General features: G+C 49.1%; 14 protein-coding genes. 4 read left to right on the top strand and 10 right to left on the bottom strand.

All coding sequences use genetic code 11. The features are described 5' to 3' along the window. Window positions 1–147: 147 nt before the first annotated feature. Together Q9R25_RS10625 and Q9R25_RS10620 are read right to left on the bottom strand one after the other, a co-directional pair. A complete protein-coding gene (locus Q9R25_RS10625; protein ID WP_311283130.1) occupies window positions 148–2,922 on the bottom strand; it encodes a glycoside hydrolase family 3 protein in 2,775 nt (924 codons plus the stop codon). Beyond that, window positions 2,919–3,995 (bottom strand): alpha/beta hydrolase, encoded by a 1,077-nt coding sequence (locus Q9R25_RS10620; RefSeq protein ID WP_074035204.1) that lies wholly within the window; start codon window positions 3,993–3,995, stop codon window positions 2,919–2,921. Before Q9R25_RS10620 ends, Q9R25_RS10625 begins: the two co-directional genes overlap by 4 nt. Before the next feature lie 139 nt (window positions 3,996–4,134). On the opposite strand from Q9R25_RS10620, the gene Q9R25_RS10615 reads away from it, so the two are divergent. Then, window positions 4,135–5,580 (top strand): DEAD/DEAH box helicase, encoded by a 1,446-nt coding sequence (locus Q9R25_RS10615; RefSeq protein WP_311283129.1) that lies wholly within the window; start codon window positions 4,135–4,137, stop codon window positions 5,578–5,580. A gap of 240 nt (window positions 5,581–5,820) precedes the next feature. Here the strand turns inward: Q9R25_RS10615 and Q9R25_RS10610 are convergent, their stop codons facing one another. Beyond that, on the bottom strand, window positions 5,821–7,014 hold the full coding sequence (locus Q9R25_RS10610; RefSeq protein WP_015880257.1) for a DUF4317 domain-containing protein: 1,194 nt from the start codon (window positions 7,012–7,014) through the stop codon (window positions 5,821–5,823). Window positions 7,015–7,294: 280 nt separating this feature from the next. On the opposite strand from Q9R25_RS10610, the gene Q9R25_RS10605 reads away from it, so the two are divergent. Beyond that, window positions 7,295–7,927, top strand: coding sequence for an HNH endonuclease family protein (locus Q9R25_RS10605; RefSeq protein WP_074035207.1), 633 nt, complete (start codon window positions 7,295–7,297; stop codon window positions 7,925–7,927). Window positions 7,928–7,947: 20 nt separating this feature from the next. Then, window positions 7,948–8,190 carry a hypothetical protein gene (locus Q9R25_RS10600; RefSeq protein ID WP_031424128.1) on the top strand — a complete coding sequence of 81 codons (243 nt, stop codon included), beginning with the start codon at window positions 7,948–7,950 and terminating at the stop codon, window positions 8,188–8,190. Window positions 8,191–8,417: 227 nt separating this feature from the next. Here Q9R25_RS10600 and Q9R25_RS10595 read toward each other — a convergent pair whose 3' ends face one another. The 3 genes from Q9R25_RS10595 to Q9R25_RS10585 form a co-directional block, all read right to left on the bottom strand. Next, complete coding sequence (locus Q9R25_RS10595; RefSeq protein ID WP_311283128.1) at window positions 8,418–9,089, bottom strand: DUF3600 domain-containing protein; 672 nt, start codon at window positions 9,087–9,089, stop codon at window positions 8,418–8,420. Continuing rightward, window positions 9,079–9,600 (bottom strand): sigma-70 family RNA polymerase sigma factor, encoded by a 522-nt coding sequence (locus Q9R25_RS10590; protein WP_074035210.1) that lies wholly within the window; start codon window positions 9,598–9,600, stop codon window positions 9,079–9,081. The genes Q9R25_RS10595 and Q9R25_RS10590 overlap by 11 nt, the downstream gene beginning before the upstream one ends. 118 nt (window positions 9,601–9,718) lie before the next feature. Beyond that, window positions 9,719–10,195: a peptide-methionine (S)-S-oxide reductase gene (locus tag Q9R25_RS10585; protein ID WP_311283217.1), complete on the bottom strand. Its 477-nt coding sequence runs from the start codon at window positions 10,193–10,195 to the stop codon at window positions 9,719–9,721. Between the two features lie 72 nt (window positions 10,196–10,267). Here Q9R25_RS10585 and Q9R25_RS10580 point away from each other — a divergent pair, with 72 nt between their 5' ends. Next, window positions 10,268–10,522 carry a hypothetical protein gene (locus tag Q9R25_RS10580; RefSeq protein WP_311283127.1) on the top strand — a complete coding sequence of 85 codons (255 nt, stop codon included), beginning with the start codon at window positions 10,268–10,270 and terminating at the stop codon, window positions 10,520–10,522. Window positions 10,523–10,534: 12 nt separating this feature from the next. On the opposite strand, the gene Q9R25_RS10575 is transcribed toward Q9R25_RS10580, so the two are convergent. The 4 genes from Q9R25_RS10575 to Q9R25_RS10560 are packed head-to-tail and all read right to left on the bottom strand — an operon-like array spanning window position 10,535 to window position 14,620. Then, window positions 10,535–11,449, bottom strand: coding sequence for a hypothetical protein (locus Q9R25_RS10575; RefSeq protein WP_311283126.1), 915 nt, complete (start codon window positions 11,447–11,449; stop codon window positions 10,535–10,537). A gap of 21 nt (window positions 11,450–11,470) precedes the next feature. Then, complete coding sequence (locus Q9R25_RS10570; protein WP_269318255.1) at window positions 11,471–12,922, bottom strand: MBOAT family O-acyltransferase; 1,452 nt, start codon at window positions 12,920–12,922, stop codon at window positions 11,471–11,473. A gap of 49 nt (window positions 12,923–12,971) precedes the next feature. Then, window positions 12,972–14,378 carry an AMP-binding protein gene (locus tag Q9R25_RS10565; RefSeq protein ID WP_311283125.1) on the bottom strand — a complete coding sequence of 469 codons (1,407 nt, stop codon included), beginning with the start codon at window positions 14,376–14,378 and terminating at the stop codon, window positions 12,972–12,974. Beyond that, on the bottom strand, window positions 14,375–14,620 hold the full coding sequence (locus tag Q9R25_RS10560) for an acyl carrier protein (protein ID WP_015880247.1): 246 nt from the start codon (window positions 14,618–14,620) through the stop codon (window positions 14,375–14,377). The genes Q9R25_RS10565 and Q9R25_RS10560 overlap by 4 nt, the downstream gene beginning before the upstream one ends. Between the last annotated feature and the right edge of the window lie 26 nt (window positions 14,621–14,646).

The raw sequence follows: 14,646 nt of genomic DNA, 5'->3' as shown, positions 1-14,646 counted from the left end.
GCAAGTGATCGCCTTTCGTCCAAATGGCTTTGCATGAGTGCGTGAAGACCTAGAAAATCGAAGCCGATTTTCCACGGGTATGCGCCTCCTTTGCGATGTGTCGTTCTTTCGATTATACCGAATTCAATGAATCAGCAAAAGGGCGACTCAGCCGTTCTTCATACTGAATTCATCTGCGAGCGTGAAGGACACGTCCTTCACTTCTAGACCGCTCAGTGCGAAATAGAGTTGGAGATAATTATGTTGGTTCAAGAAAAAGACCTGTTTCGTCTGCGTCACCCATTCTCCGTCCGTCCCATTAAACGTGAACGTCGCACCCGGGATATTGTTCGCAAACAACGTCACCGGCATCTGTGCCAACTCTCCCGCGTTCGAACGGGCCGTCAACGTGATATCATACGTCCCCGTTTGGTCGACCGAGATGGCGAAGACATGTGTGTTCCCTGTCGAAGTATCGATTCCTGACAAATCCACATGTTCCCCGTTTTCGAGATGCTGATAGTCTAACTCAAATGCATCCTGTTGGTTCGTCTCATCTTCAAAGCCGAGCACCTCGACGGAACCGTCATGAATCCCGAGAAGACGCTCCATCGCCGGTGATTTCAAGATGAACGCACAGATGTTCCGCGCGCTCCGCAACAACTCGCCTCGTGTCACCACGCCTTCTTCGAGCGATGCCATCGTATTATCCTCGAACGAGTTGAGGTCCGGGCGATCGACGACCATATACAAGTCGTTTTGCGAGCGAACCATCGCTGCCGTGTTTTGACGATTGGCCGACTCATCCTCACGGAAGTTCACTTTTGCCCACCAGTCTGTCATGACGATGCCGTCAAAGCCCCACTCGTCCCGTAAGATACGCGTATTTTGATCATATAGACCTGCCGTCCAGATGCCGTTGACCGCTCCATATGTCGTCATGATGGACGATGCGCGTCCTTCTTTCACTGCCATCTCGAACCCTTTCAAATAAATCTCGCGTAACGCGCGTTCTGATACGACCGAATCGATATCATGACGATGCGCCTCTTGGTTGTTGGCGCTGAAGTGCTTGAGCGTACCCGTCACGCCGACGCGATGCATCCCATTCAGTTGGGCGACTGCCATCTTCCCAGTCACATGTGGGTCTTCTGAGAAGTACTCGAAGTTCCGTCCGTTCAACGGGTTGCGATGAATGTTCATCCCGGGTCCGAGCAACGTGTCGACGCGGTTTTTTCGCATCTCAAGCCCAGTCATCTCAAACAAGTCTTCGACGAGATCGACGTTAAACGTGGAAGCCAAAAGCGTCCCGTTCGGAAGCGCGAACGCTTTCGTCCCGATATCCATGCGAATGCCTGATGGACCATCGGCACAACATGCCGCTGGAATCCCAAGCTCGTTCAACCGGTCGGATACGCCACCAAACGCCGCTGCCGTCCCCGGTGTGACGCGTGGAGAATTCATCCCTTGTCCGCGGACAATCGCAGCCAAATCTTCATCCGTCAATTGATCTAGAAATGCGTCGAGCGAAGCCTTTCCATGATACACATCACTCAATTTGATGCCTTGGTCATCTGTGAAAGGTCGCGTCTCAGGACGTTCTTCCAAATAGCGCGTCTCCACGTCAACGGCACGAAGCGGTGTCGACTCATAACCCACTTCCAATCCTCGTTCGCCTTGAATCGGTTTCATCCGTTCGAACGGGAGGACGGGTGCCATATTTTCACTTAACGTCTCGAGGACACGTTGCTCCTGTTGCTCGACTTCGAGAGCGAGTGTAGCCGAACGCACATCCGTTCCGACGTACAACCGATACGTTCCTGCCTCTAAAACGAAGCTCGATTCATAACCCGTCACGCCAGAGTCGTCATAGCTCGCAAAGTCAGTCATGTGGACGTTGAAAGAAAGGATTTGGCGCTCGCCCGGTTCAAGAAGCAAGGTTTTCTCGAACGCCACCAATGACCGGAACGGATTCCCGAGCTTCCCTTGCGGTTTCTCGACGTAGAGTTGGACGACTTCTTTCCCATCGCACTCACCCGCGTTCGTCACTTCCACCTCGACCGTCAGGACACCATCAGTTTCTGCGGTATGCTTTACCTCCGTTTTGAACGTCGTGTAAGACAGTCCGAATCCGAATGGATATAAGACATCCTCCTTCGCGAACGTTTCGAAGTAGCGATAACCGACATAGATGTCTTCTTGATAAATGCCTTTATCTGCATGACCAAAGTTCTTCGTCGACGGATAATCTTCAATCGATTGAGCAATCGTATCCGTCAGTTTCCCGGAAGGACTCACATCTCCGACGAGCACGTCGACGAGTCCTTTTCCACCTTCCATCCCACCTTGCCATGCATAGAGGATGGCACTCGGCTCCTTCGCCCACTTCATGTCGATGATGTTCCCAACGTTCAACACGACGACCGTCTTGTCGAAGCGTTTCGTGACGCGCTCGATCATCGTATGTTCGATATCCGTCAATAAGTAACTACCCGGATCGGCCGTGTTGTCACGGTCTTCTCCTGCCGTACGTCCAATCATGATGAGGGCGACATCTGATTCTTGTGTCGCCTGTTCGACGAGTTCGTCCGTTACGTCCATCTCCTGTTGCGACCACGGTTCACCGGCCCAACCGACACCTTGGTCGAACGGATTCTCCTTCACCCATTCCTCATACGTCGCATAGAGCGATTCATTGATATGAATATCTGGACGCTCGCGCAATGCCTCGAGCGGCGTCGTGACATGTCCGACGTTCACCATCCCGCCTGAGCCCGTACCGCTCTTGTAGTAATGGAACTGGCTACGACCAAATACGGCGAGCTTCGTCCCTGACTGTAATGGGAGGGTCTTCTGTTCATTTTTGACTAACACGACACCTTCCGCGACCGCTTGACGTGCCAATTCCTCATAACGAGTCCAATCCAATGTATACTGTTTCATTTCGTCAGCTCCTTAAGTCCTTTTGCGATTACATTCATACAATCGTCTGCCTGTGGATAGTCTCCCAACTTGTCCATGAAGGCATGGTCCATCCCCCGATATTGAATGAGGCGTGTCGGGACACCCGCTCGTGCCAGTTTCCGCGCATACGCCTCCCCTTCGAGTCGTAAGTAATCGTACTCCGCCGTCACAATCAAAGTCGGTGGTAGGCCTGAGACATCGTCTGCGAATAATGGTGAGACGAGCGGATGCGTGACATCCACCTCCCCTTGAAGATAGAGGTCATTTAAGAGCGAATCCGAGTCGGCGAGGGCGAGCACGACACCTCGAATTAGGTCGTGATGATGCGAGATATCATAAGCATCGAGCGCCCATTTAAAATCATCTGTCGGAATCGAACCCAGATTGACGACGGGATAGACGAGCGCTTGATAACAAATGCGTCCTTCCCCTCGTTCTTGCTCCATCAGACAGCAAGCGGTCGCCAAGTTGCCTCCGGCACTATCCCCTGCGACAGCAATTTGATCACGAAGGACGTTCAACTCCGTCGCGTTGGCATATACCCATTCAAAAGCGCGGTAACAGTCATTCAATCCGGCCGGGAACGGATGCTCTGGGGCGAGACGATAATCGACGGAGAGGACAACCGCGTTCGCTCGTTCCGCGAGCAACTTACAAGGATTCTCAACCGTCTCGAGCGTGCCTCCGAAGAAGCCGCCACCATGGAAGAAGAGAATGGCTGGGATGGCTTCAGTATGATGCGGACGATACAGACGAACCGGGATGTCACCGTCCTCACTAGGAATCATGAGATACTCGGTTTTGATATCAGTCGTCGTCTGATCCCGGTTCGGCCACCCCATGCTGGCGCGTGCCGCCTCCAGGTCAAATGTTGTATCCGGTTCATTGTGCGAAGAATGATTTGCGGTCAACGTCGCAAAGACGCGTGGATCAAGGTCACCGGTACGGTCTGAACCTGGAATGAGTTTGATGATGGTTTCGAGGTGGTTTGTTCTCGTAAGTTGCTGATGCTGATTCAAATAATCCATGAGATTTTCATAACTGTGTTTCAATATGTAGACCCCTTTCACCAGTACTTATTCTTATATGAAATTGGCTTTCCTAATGCCTTTCGGTCTATAATGGACTGTATTGCAAATAGACATTGAAATTTTCTGAAGCAGAAGTTTTCACGAAAGAATGAGGTTACCCATGAACAAACAACAATTTACTGATTATCGCCTGAGCGACGAGATTACGCGCGCGCTAGGCATTATGAAATACGAATCACCGACTGAGGTACAGCAGCAGGTCATCCCGCGTGCGCTCGAGCGTGAAGACTTAATCGTCAAAGCACAGACCGGAAGCGGAAAGACAGCTGCTTTCGGAATTCCGGTCATCGAGCTCATCGACTGGGCCGAAAACAAACCACAAGTGCTCGTCTTGACGCCGACACGCGAACTCGCCGTTCAAGTACGGGAAGACATGACGAACATCGGACGTTTCAAACGAATCAAAGCGACTGCCGTCTACGGGAAAGAACCGTTCTCGAAACAGCGTGAAGAGTTGAAGCAAAAGACACATATCGTCGTCGGTACGCCAGGTCGCGTCATGGACCATATCGAGCGTGAGACCCTCTCACTCGACCGCGTCGAATACTTGATCATTGATGAAGCGGACGAGATGCTCAACCGCGGCTTCCTCGCTGACGTCGAGAAGATTCTTCAACAGTTGCCGAAAGACCGCGTCACGATGGTCTTCTCAGCGACATTCCCACAAGATATCGAACGTCTCTGCCAGAAGCATATGAATGCTCCGGCACGTGTCGCGATCGAATCGACTGGCATGACCGCTTCGACAATCGAGCACCGCCTCCTCCCGGTTCACCGGAATGAGAAACTGGCTGTCCTTCAAGACATCACGGTCGTCGAGAACCCGGACAGCTGTATGATTTTCTGTCGGACGAAGGAGAACGTCGATACGGTGTACGCCGAACTCGACAAAGCCGGTTACTCGGCTGAACGCCTCCACGGCGGACTCGAGCAAGAGGACCGTTTCGCCGTCATGAACGGCTTCAAGATGGGTAACTTCCGCTACCTCGTCGCGACAGACGTCGCAGCACGTGGGATCGATGTCGATAACGTCGAACTCGTCATCAACTATGACGTTCCTGTCGAAAAAGAAAGTTACGTGCACCGTACAGGTCGTACCGGACGTGCCGGCAAACAAGGAACAGCAATCACGCTCATGACCCGTCAGGAAGAACGTCTCATCAACGCGATTGAATCATACGTTCAATTCGAGATTCCGATGATCGATGCGCCGACAGAAGCGGAAGTCGCGGCTAACCAAGATGACTTTGAGCAGAAGTTAAGTGGCCGACGTGTCGTTCGAAACAACAAGACGGCTCGTATTAACCAGGACATCATGAAGCTTCACTTCAGTGGCGGGAAGAAGAAAAAACTTCGCGCCGTCGACTTCGTCGGAACAATCGCCAAAATCCCTGGCGTATCCGCTGACGACATCGGAATCATCACAATCAATGATCAGATGACATACGTCGATATTTTGAACGGAAAAGGTTCAATTGTCCTTCAAGCGATGGAGACGACGCCGGTCAAAGGGAAGAAATTAAAAGTAAGCAAAGCGCGTAAATAATACAACTCTAGCCTCAAAGACGATATTCGTCTTTGAGGTTTTTTGTTGTTTCATAAATTCCGAAAGCGCTTTCGATAAACACTAAAAAAATATAGCTTTTAGAAAACGTTTTCACCTGCATCATACCTGTATCAAAGTTTGAATTCAACCTTCCTCACTTGATTGTCAAAAAAGAGCCCAAGGTTTACATCTTGGACTCTTAGCTTGAACGTTCACTTATGAACACTGCAACATGCTCGATTAGTCTAGCGACTCTTCCGAGATGAGCTTGAACCCTTCAATCTCCGTCTCCTCTTCCACTTCAATCAACAAGCACGGTTTCCCTTTATAGTTCACTTGCTTCACGTATTTCAAGTCTTGTGGACTGACGGAAATATTGGCCACTTTCGTATTGATTTTAATCGACTTTGACGTATACTTCGGAACGACACTCGTCGCTTTCATCTCATATTTCGTATCGTCGACGACTTGCTTGAACGCCTGCTCGACTTTCTCCGTCGTCACATCTTCCACGCCACTCGCCCGTAAGACGACCTCGACGGCACGGGAGTCGAGCATCGCTACCCTCTCTTCTTCCTGTTCGTTCTCTTCTTCGGCGACAATGATTTGATTGATCTCATCATAAACGGTCGCGAGAGTCCGGGAATTGACTTCTTCGCCGATGACCGCTTTGACCACTTCTTCGAAGACCGCCTTCTCTTCCACTGCCGTGACAATCTCCGAACCGTTCAACACGTTCTCAATGAACGTCATATCCGGTTGATGCGCTTTGTGTGCCGAATAAAGCACATGGTTCACATCGGCCGCGTTGTCCGTGAAGCACGGGAATAAGAATCCGCCGATCGGCGCCTCGAGTTTGATGATCGGATTTACAATCAAGCTGGCTTTGAACTCCCGCTCGACGAAGTCAAAGACGAGTGATTTTTTCGGAAGCTCTGTCGGGCTGATGCTGCCGAGGATGAACTTCGTCGTATACACCTCATCGTTCGCGTGAATCTCAGACTCTTCCGAGTACCGGTTCGTCGGCTTATTGTAATTCCCCCGGATGAACGTCACGACCATATCCTTCTCAAACGGCGTGTCTTTCACCATCTTCAACGCGATGCGTTGCATATAGTCTGTCCAGACGTCGGTCTCTTCCGTACGAAGTCCTTCATACAGTAAGCCTTGCGTATGGTCGACCTGACCTTCCTCAGGATATTGGAACTTCACTTCGAACAGTTTTTCATCAAGTTTTCCACCGAGCACTTTTTTGAAGTTCGTCAAAAACAGCTCCTGCTGCTCTTCTTCTAAGAACGGGAACGGACGCAACTCTTCGTAATAAATCTCATTCGTTTCCTGTCGGATGTAAATCGTATATAAGTCAGCAATCTTTAGCTTTGTCGCATTTACTTTAAACTGTCGGCGAATCGCCGCAATCTCTTTCTTGTTCATTCCATCCACCTCTTCTTTTCTCTCCATCCATGTCACCCATTATACCAGTCCTGATCGCTCACTAGTTCCAAAGAAATAACACCGGATTGTCCATTAATGCTAGAGAAGGATTTGCGATAGTCTTTCTAATCATTTTGCAGATTTTCACACTTTTTCAAAATCGTCCTGTGTATGATCAAGTTGAATTTATCGCGTGATGTTTGTCTCACTAGTTGTTTGATGAAAGGTTGCCCACTTGCTCGACAAGTGTTCATTCCAAATACATAGTAGGAGGCTTTATATGTTGAAGAAACTTATGTCTGTCGCACTTGTCGCCTTGCTCGTCTGGATTTCCGCATCGTTTGACGCTACACCAGTCTCTGCTTTCCCACCGAACATCCCATCGAAAGCGGACGCGCTCACGAAACTGAATGCCCTCACTGTCAAAAATGAAGGGTCGATGACGGGGTATAGTCGTGACCTCTTCCCGCACTGGTCGAGTCAAGGAAGCGGTTGTAACACGCGTCACATCGTCTTGAAACGAGACGCTGACTCGGTCGTCGACGAATGTCCGGTTGCGACTGGCTCATGGTACAGTTACTATGACGGAATCACGTTCACCTCAGCCTCTGACATTGATATCGACCACGTCGTTCCGCTCGCTGAAGCATGGCGCTCTGGCGCAAGCAGCTGGACGACGACAAAACGTCAAAGCTTTGCGAACGACTTGAACGGTCCTCAATTGATTGCGGTGTCCGCTTCATCGAACCGCTCAAAAGGAGACCAAGATCCGTCGACATGGCAACCCCCTCGCACCGGCGCTCGCTGTGCGTATGCGAAGATGTGGGTCGAAACGAAGAGTCGTTGGGGCTTGAGCCTTCAATCAGCAGAGAAGTCAGCACTCACGACAGCCATCAATGCTTGCAGTTACTGAGTTAGAAAAGGAGTCTTCGAATGAACGAAATCACTTCGATCTTTAAGGCAACCCACGGTGTCATGACGGAAGAAGTCGGTGTCATCAGTGGTGAGTTGGAACTGACGACGGCGTGTCAGGAAGATGGTTCCTTGACACTCCACATCACGTACGTCGGAGCGAAAGATGTATATACGCTCCCCGGCAGTCCCTATCAGCTTCATGACCCGAACGATCATACTGTCATCCATCAGATGCTCGTGAATGTTCTCGAACGGACGTAAAAAGAAGGAGTTGATCACTCGATTTGAGTGACCACCTCCTTCTTTTACTTTTTCATCATTTTTACAATGGATCGGATGACAAGATATGTCACACCGAAGACGAACGCCACTAAAAGAAGACTTGCACCACCAATGATTCCGAATGTGAACATGTTTGTACCTCTTTTTCATTTTCTGAATGAGAACATGATGAAGATAACATATTTTCCCATCCTTATGAACCATGACTAGTTTTGTTGTTGCTTCCGATTGACCTCTCGAATAATCGCGAGTGCCTCTTCATAAGACTGTCGCAACTCATCCGGCATGTCTTCGACATACTCCCCAGCACGTACTCGGATCGATTCTTCTCGCATAAGCGCTTCGATATATGCGTCATATTCGTCAGCAGTCAACACATCACGTGCAGCAGGCTGATCGTTCAATTGATCGAAGTATGGCTGAAGATCAGCAAGTGCCTGCTTCACTTCCGCTCGTTCCGCCTTCGGAATCGCTTCATAATCGACATTTCCGTTCGTATTTCCATAAGCGATTCGCGTATCCGTGAAGGTGCTCAGACCTCGCTCGAACTCTTTATATTCTGCCTCACCCAATACTCCTTTCGCTTGATTCAATTTGGCATCCAACAACAAATATTTCTCTAAAGTAGCGCTGACGATATGTACTTTCATCTCGTCAAACGAACCGTATAACTCATCCGCCAAGAGGGATTGATAAGCGAATGCACCAGTAGGGATGAGTAGTGCCGCTGCGATTCCGACCGTCATCAACCGCCGACGGATAAATCCTGGTTCCCGGCGCATTTCTTGTTTCGCTCGCTTCACACCTTGGCGAGTCCGCTCACGCAGTTCACTTGGGATTTCAATGTCCGCCAACATCCGTTTCATCTCACGATCCATAGCAATCAGCCTCCTTCCATTCTCGTCTCAATTTATCGACGGCCCGATACAAGGTTGTCTTCACCGTACCAATCGGCCATTCCAATAAATCTGAGATTTGTTGAAACGTGTAGTCCTGATAATATTTCAGCACGACCACACTGCGTTCATCCTCATGAAGAGAATCCATCATATCAGCGAGTGTCATCGTTATCGCGTAATCCGTTTCCGCAATTCCGATTGACTCTTCAAACTCCGGCTTCAATTGAATCACATTTTGTCTCTTCTTCATGACATCGAGCGCACAGTTGATGGTGATCTTCATCAGCCACGTCTTCAAAAATTGTGGTTCCCGTAACGTCCCGATCTTTTTAAATGCTTGATAAGCGACTTCTTGTACGACATCGAGCGCATCGTCCGGATTTTTGACGTATACGTAGGCCATCCGATATAGGTCAGCCTCGTAATGCTGAAAGATCTTTAAGAATGCTTGATCATTGCCTCGTTGCGCTTTTTGAATGAGACGTTTCATCGAACGTCCCCCCTTTTCGTTTTTTCCCTTACACTTATTAGACAGGAAACACATGCATTTGGCTTTACTCATTTGGAAAAAAATGAAAAAGGCATCTCAGAAGAGACGCCTTTGATAATTAACCGTTCTGATATTTTGTTAATAAGTCTTTCGGGATATGACAATAATCGTCCGGACAACGCGTCAGGCGGTCCTGATGCTCGTCCGCACTTCGCACATAGTTCGTGAGCGGCTTCACTTCAACAGCAATTCGTTCCGCATCCGATCGTCGATCAATAAACGCTTGCGCCTCCACCAAGTGTCGTGACTCCTCACTGTAGACGCCCGTCCGATACTTCTCGCCGACATCGATTCCTTGTTGATTGATGCTGTATGGGTCGATGATTTCAAATAAATAGTGCATCAATTTTTCGACCGTCACCACGTCCGGATCGAACGTCGTTTTGACGCACTCCGCGTATCTGTCATATTCCCCGTCCAACGTGTCCGTCGTCCCGTTCGCACGTCCCGCTTCAGTTGAAAGGACGCCGGGTAACGTCTTCACGAATGCCTGGACGCCCCATAGACATCCTCCGGCTAAATAGATTGTTTCGATTGGAACCATCCCCCATTTCGTTGAATCTTTTCTTCAGCATACACGTATCAATGAGAGAAAGGAGAGATTCACTTGAATAAACAACGTTTCTTCATCACGCTAGCCAGTTCCATGATTCTCTTTGTCGCAATGATGTTTATTTTCCGTAACGACTTTTCACTATTCACTGAAATGGTGATTATCTTTCTATCTGTCGTCATCGGTCAGACGATTGCCAATCGATTATTCCAACGTTTCTCTAAGCAACAAGTGTCAGGCAAGACTGTACTTATTACATATGCATCTATGCTAGCGGTATTTTGGACTTTTGCGAGCATCGTTTTTTGAATGAAGATCAGATTATTTTCCTTGTACATACCCCAACCGCTTCAAATCTTCATAAACAAGCGTAGACAATAACTTTCGCCCGTCCCCATTCAAATGGTCCGGGTTATGGAAGAAGGATTGTTTGTGAATGAACTGTTCGTCCCCCATGTAGTTGAGGAATGGGACATCGATATCCAATTTTTCTAAATGCTGAAATACGAGGCGTTCCATGACCGCTTCGTCGAAATACGCATGATACGACGAATGGACCGGCTCTATCGCTAAGACGACGCGATAGCCTTGCTTCTTGCAATAATCGATGATGTCTTGTAAATATGCCATATTCTCTTCAATCTCGTGATTGTTAACGGCATTCTCATATTGGGCGGCGACTTCCTCATACTTACGCTCGGAATAGTTCAGCCCCCCATTCTCCCATGGCTTATGCGCATCGAAGCGAAAATCTCGGATTTCCCGGGAAATGGCGGCGTACGCGCTCCCACTGTTCAATGCAGGGAAGCGTTCGTGTGTATAGTAGTTGAACCAACTGACCGACTCCAAGTCTTCCCGTTCCAAGACGCGATAGTAGTTTTCTTTCCGACCGACGTTCGAATTGCTGAAGGTGATTTGTGATAACGACACAATCACGACCCCACCTGGCTTCAGATGTTCATCGTATTCTTTTAACATCTTCAAGTCATATTCGATTGGCTGACTCGGTAACGCCAAATCCAGATGCGATAATCCAAGCGACTTGAATGAATACCCGTACATCGCATGGGACGTCCCCAAATTGATGATGTCGACCGGGTGAGGGTCTTCCTTGAAGGCAAGGACAGCTCGGTTATTATTATATTCCCACGACTCTTTCACGAACTCGTTGACGGGAATGAAGATTGCGATGATGACGAGTAATACGACACCTATTTTGATTCCTAAACGCTTCATGCTAATTCCTTTCCATCCATCTTAGAACCCACCGTATACAAATCCTTGGCTCGACACGCCAAATAAGAACGCTGAGATAATCAAGAACAAGTTGATGGCCACACTCGTCACGGCAGACTGACGTGCCATCCAATCCCAAGCCGAACCTCTCGTCCGCTCGATATGTTGGAACAGATGAACGACGACAAAGACGACGAGGAAGATGATCAAATCGAGCAATGAGAAGATTTGAATCGCCTGCAACATGCCTGACGGTGCCCATGAAGAAGGCGTCACGTACAGTTTGGCATGCGAGAACGCCTCCGCCATGGAGTGCGACTGGAAGAAGACACGTGAGAAACAGACGAGCTGGAACGTGATGGCGATTTTCCACCACCGATGCAGTGTCGGCACACGGTCAAATCCGACCCATGACGCCATTTTTTCACGTTGTTGTTTCGTATGATCTCCGAAGACGCGATAGATTCCATGAATGAGTCCCCATAAGACGAAGTTCCATGCGGCTCCGTGCCAAATTCCACTTACTAAAAATGTCGCAAGGATGGCACCATAAATTTGTTCGCGTTTCTTCTTTCCTTTCGCGAGTGGCATGAAGATATAATCCCGTAGCCACATCGAAAGCGTGATATGCCAGCGGTTCCAGAAGTCGGCAATCGATACGGCGAAGTGCGGTTGCTTGAAGTTTTCCGATAAGCGAATCCCGAGTAAGCGTGCACAGCCGATCGCGATGTCACTGCATGCCGAGAAGTCCGCGAACAGTTGAATCGAGAACAACATCGTCGCGAGCACAATCTCCGAACCGGTCGGGTCCGGGCTATTGAACACACTCGCGACAATCGGGGCCAACCGATCGGCAATCAATGTCTTCTTGAAGAATCCCCAAATGATGCGCTGGATGCCGTAGCTGATGTTGTCATAGTCAAGATGTTGCTCCGTCTTCAACTGCGGCAACAGTTTTTTCGCCCGCTCGATCGGACCCGCCACAAGTTGCGGGAAGAAGGCAAAATAGACCGAGAAATAGCCATAATGACGCTCCGCCTTTTGCTTCCCGCGCGAGACGTCCACCACGTAACTGATGGCCTGGAACGTATAAAAGGAAATCGCCAACGGTAAGACGATTTCTCTATACGGGACGTCATAATCAAATCCGCTCCATGCGGCGAACGAACGGAGCGAATCATTGACGAAATTAAAATATTTGAACCAGCCGAGGAAGAAGACGAGCACCGAGACACCGACCCACATGAGCCGTTTTTTCTGTTCTTTCCTCTCTTGCTTCTCGATCAAAATCCCGATGACGTACGTAAAGGCAGTACTGATCAGCAGGAGCGGGATGAATTGAACGCTCAACGTGGCGTAAAAGACATAGCTCGCCAACAAAAGGAGCACCCACCGGTATCGATGTGGAACCACATAGTACGTTCCGACGATGAGGGTTAAAAATAAGAGAAATTCAATCGAAATAAAAGTCATATTTACCACCTGATGTTATGAAACTTGACGATGTACCGATTCCTGACAATCAGGTGGTCACAAGTTCTCGCTTCGGCAATGCAGCATAACGAATCTTCCCGAACGCATTCCGCGGAATCTCGTCAATCTGCATCACCCGAACACCTTTCACCTTGATTTGTTCTTTGATGATTTTTTGAATGCATGCGACGTCATCTTGTAACGTATACACGTATAGCTGGTCGTCTTCCCCGGCACAGACGCAATCATGTCCATGCTCTCGAAGGAGCGCCTCGACTTCGTCTAGGCTGATTCGACTGCCATATAGTTTGATCATGCGCCTGATTCGACCGACGATAAAGAAGTATCCATCCTCGTCGCGATACGCCATGTCACCCGTACGCAAGACACCTTGGTTATCATCACCTTTTGAAAGGTCAGCTAACGAGGTCGCGTACCCAAACGACACGTTGTCGCCTTGATATACCAACTCGCCTATCACATTCGCATCTTTGATGTCATTTCCGGATTCGTCACGCAACGTGATCGTTCCACCAGGGATGGCGATCCCGATGCTTCCTTCTTTTTTCGCATGCATCTGATCCGGTAGATACGACATCCGGGCCGTCGCCTCCGTCTGACCGTACATAATGAAAAATTGAATCCCTTTCTCTGCACATACCGTTGCGAAGTGCTGCGCAAGCTTCGAGTCTAACTTGCCACCGGCTTGTGTCAACTTCTTCAGACTTGGGAGGTCGTACGTCTCAAACTTTAATCGTTTCAACATCTCATAATGAAACGGGACCCCACCAAACGTCGTCGCCTGCTCGGCACGACACAGCTCCCAAAACTCCTTTTGAACAATTGAGCGGTCTGTCAGGATGAGGGTCGCTCCTTTCAACAGATGACTGTTGATGATGGAGAGTCCATACGAATAGTTCATCGGAAGTGTCGTGATTGGTTTATCCGTTTGATCGATGTCGAGATAGTCGATGATGGATGAAGCGTTCGCCATCAAATTTTTGTATGTGAGGCGAACAAGTTTCGGACTCCCTGTACTACCGGAAGTTGTCAACAGAAGGGCAAGCTCCTCATGAAGTTGGTGGCGAACCGATGTTTCGTTTTCAAATAGGGCGTAGCCGCCATAAGCATAGAAAGAATCTAGCGACTCAGCCAAATCCTCCCTCGTCTCCGGAGCCCAGACGTGAGTCGGTTGATACCGTTCCATCAACTTCTGTAATTGTTCTACTGGAATATCTGCATCGAGCAAGACCGGGACGACTCGTCCACGGAGAAAGCCGATATATGCGAAGAGCGACTCGACTCGGTTAGCACATAAACAGAAGACGAGCGACCGTTCGCCGACTTCCTGACAAATCGAGTCCCCGACTTCCAACATCTCTTTATATGAATAAGAGCGGTCCGCATAGACCGCCTCACGATTCGTGTACTGCTCGAGTGTTTGAAAAAGCATCATGATTGGATGTCCACACCGAGGCGTTGCAACAACGCAATACCAGACTGATACGAATGGAACTCTGTCATTTCATCCGAGTCAATATATACGTCAAACGCGTCCTCGATTTCGGCGATGAGGGTCATATGTCCAATCGAATCCCACTCTGTCGATTCCCCAAGCTTCATCTCTTCAAGGACCACATCGTCCTCTAGTTCCAATCCGTTTCGAAATGCCATGTTGTATGCTTCAAGCGTGCTCATTGTATTCATCCTTTCACATTCACTCA

It is taken from the genome of Exiguobacterium sp. BG5(2022) (assembly GCF_031844365.1).
GTDB classification, from domain to species: domain Bacteria; phylum Bacillota; class Bacilli; order Exiguobacteriales; family Exiguobacteriaceae; genus Exiguobacterium; species Exiguobacterium profundum.
This window is presented reverse-complemented; position numbering and strand designations above follow the sequence as displayed.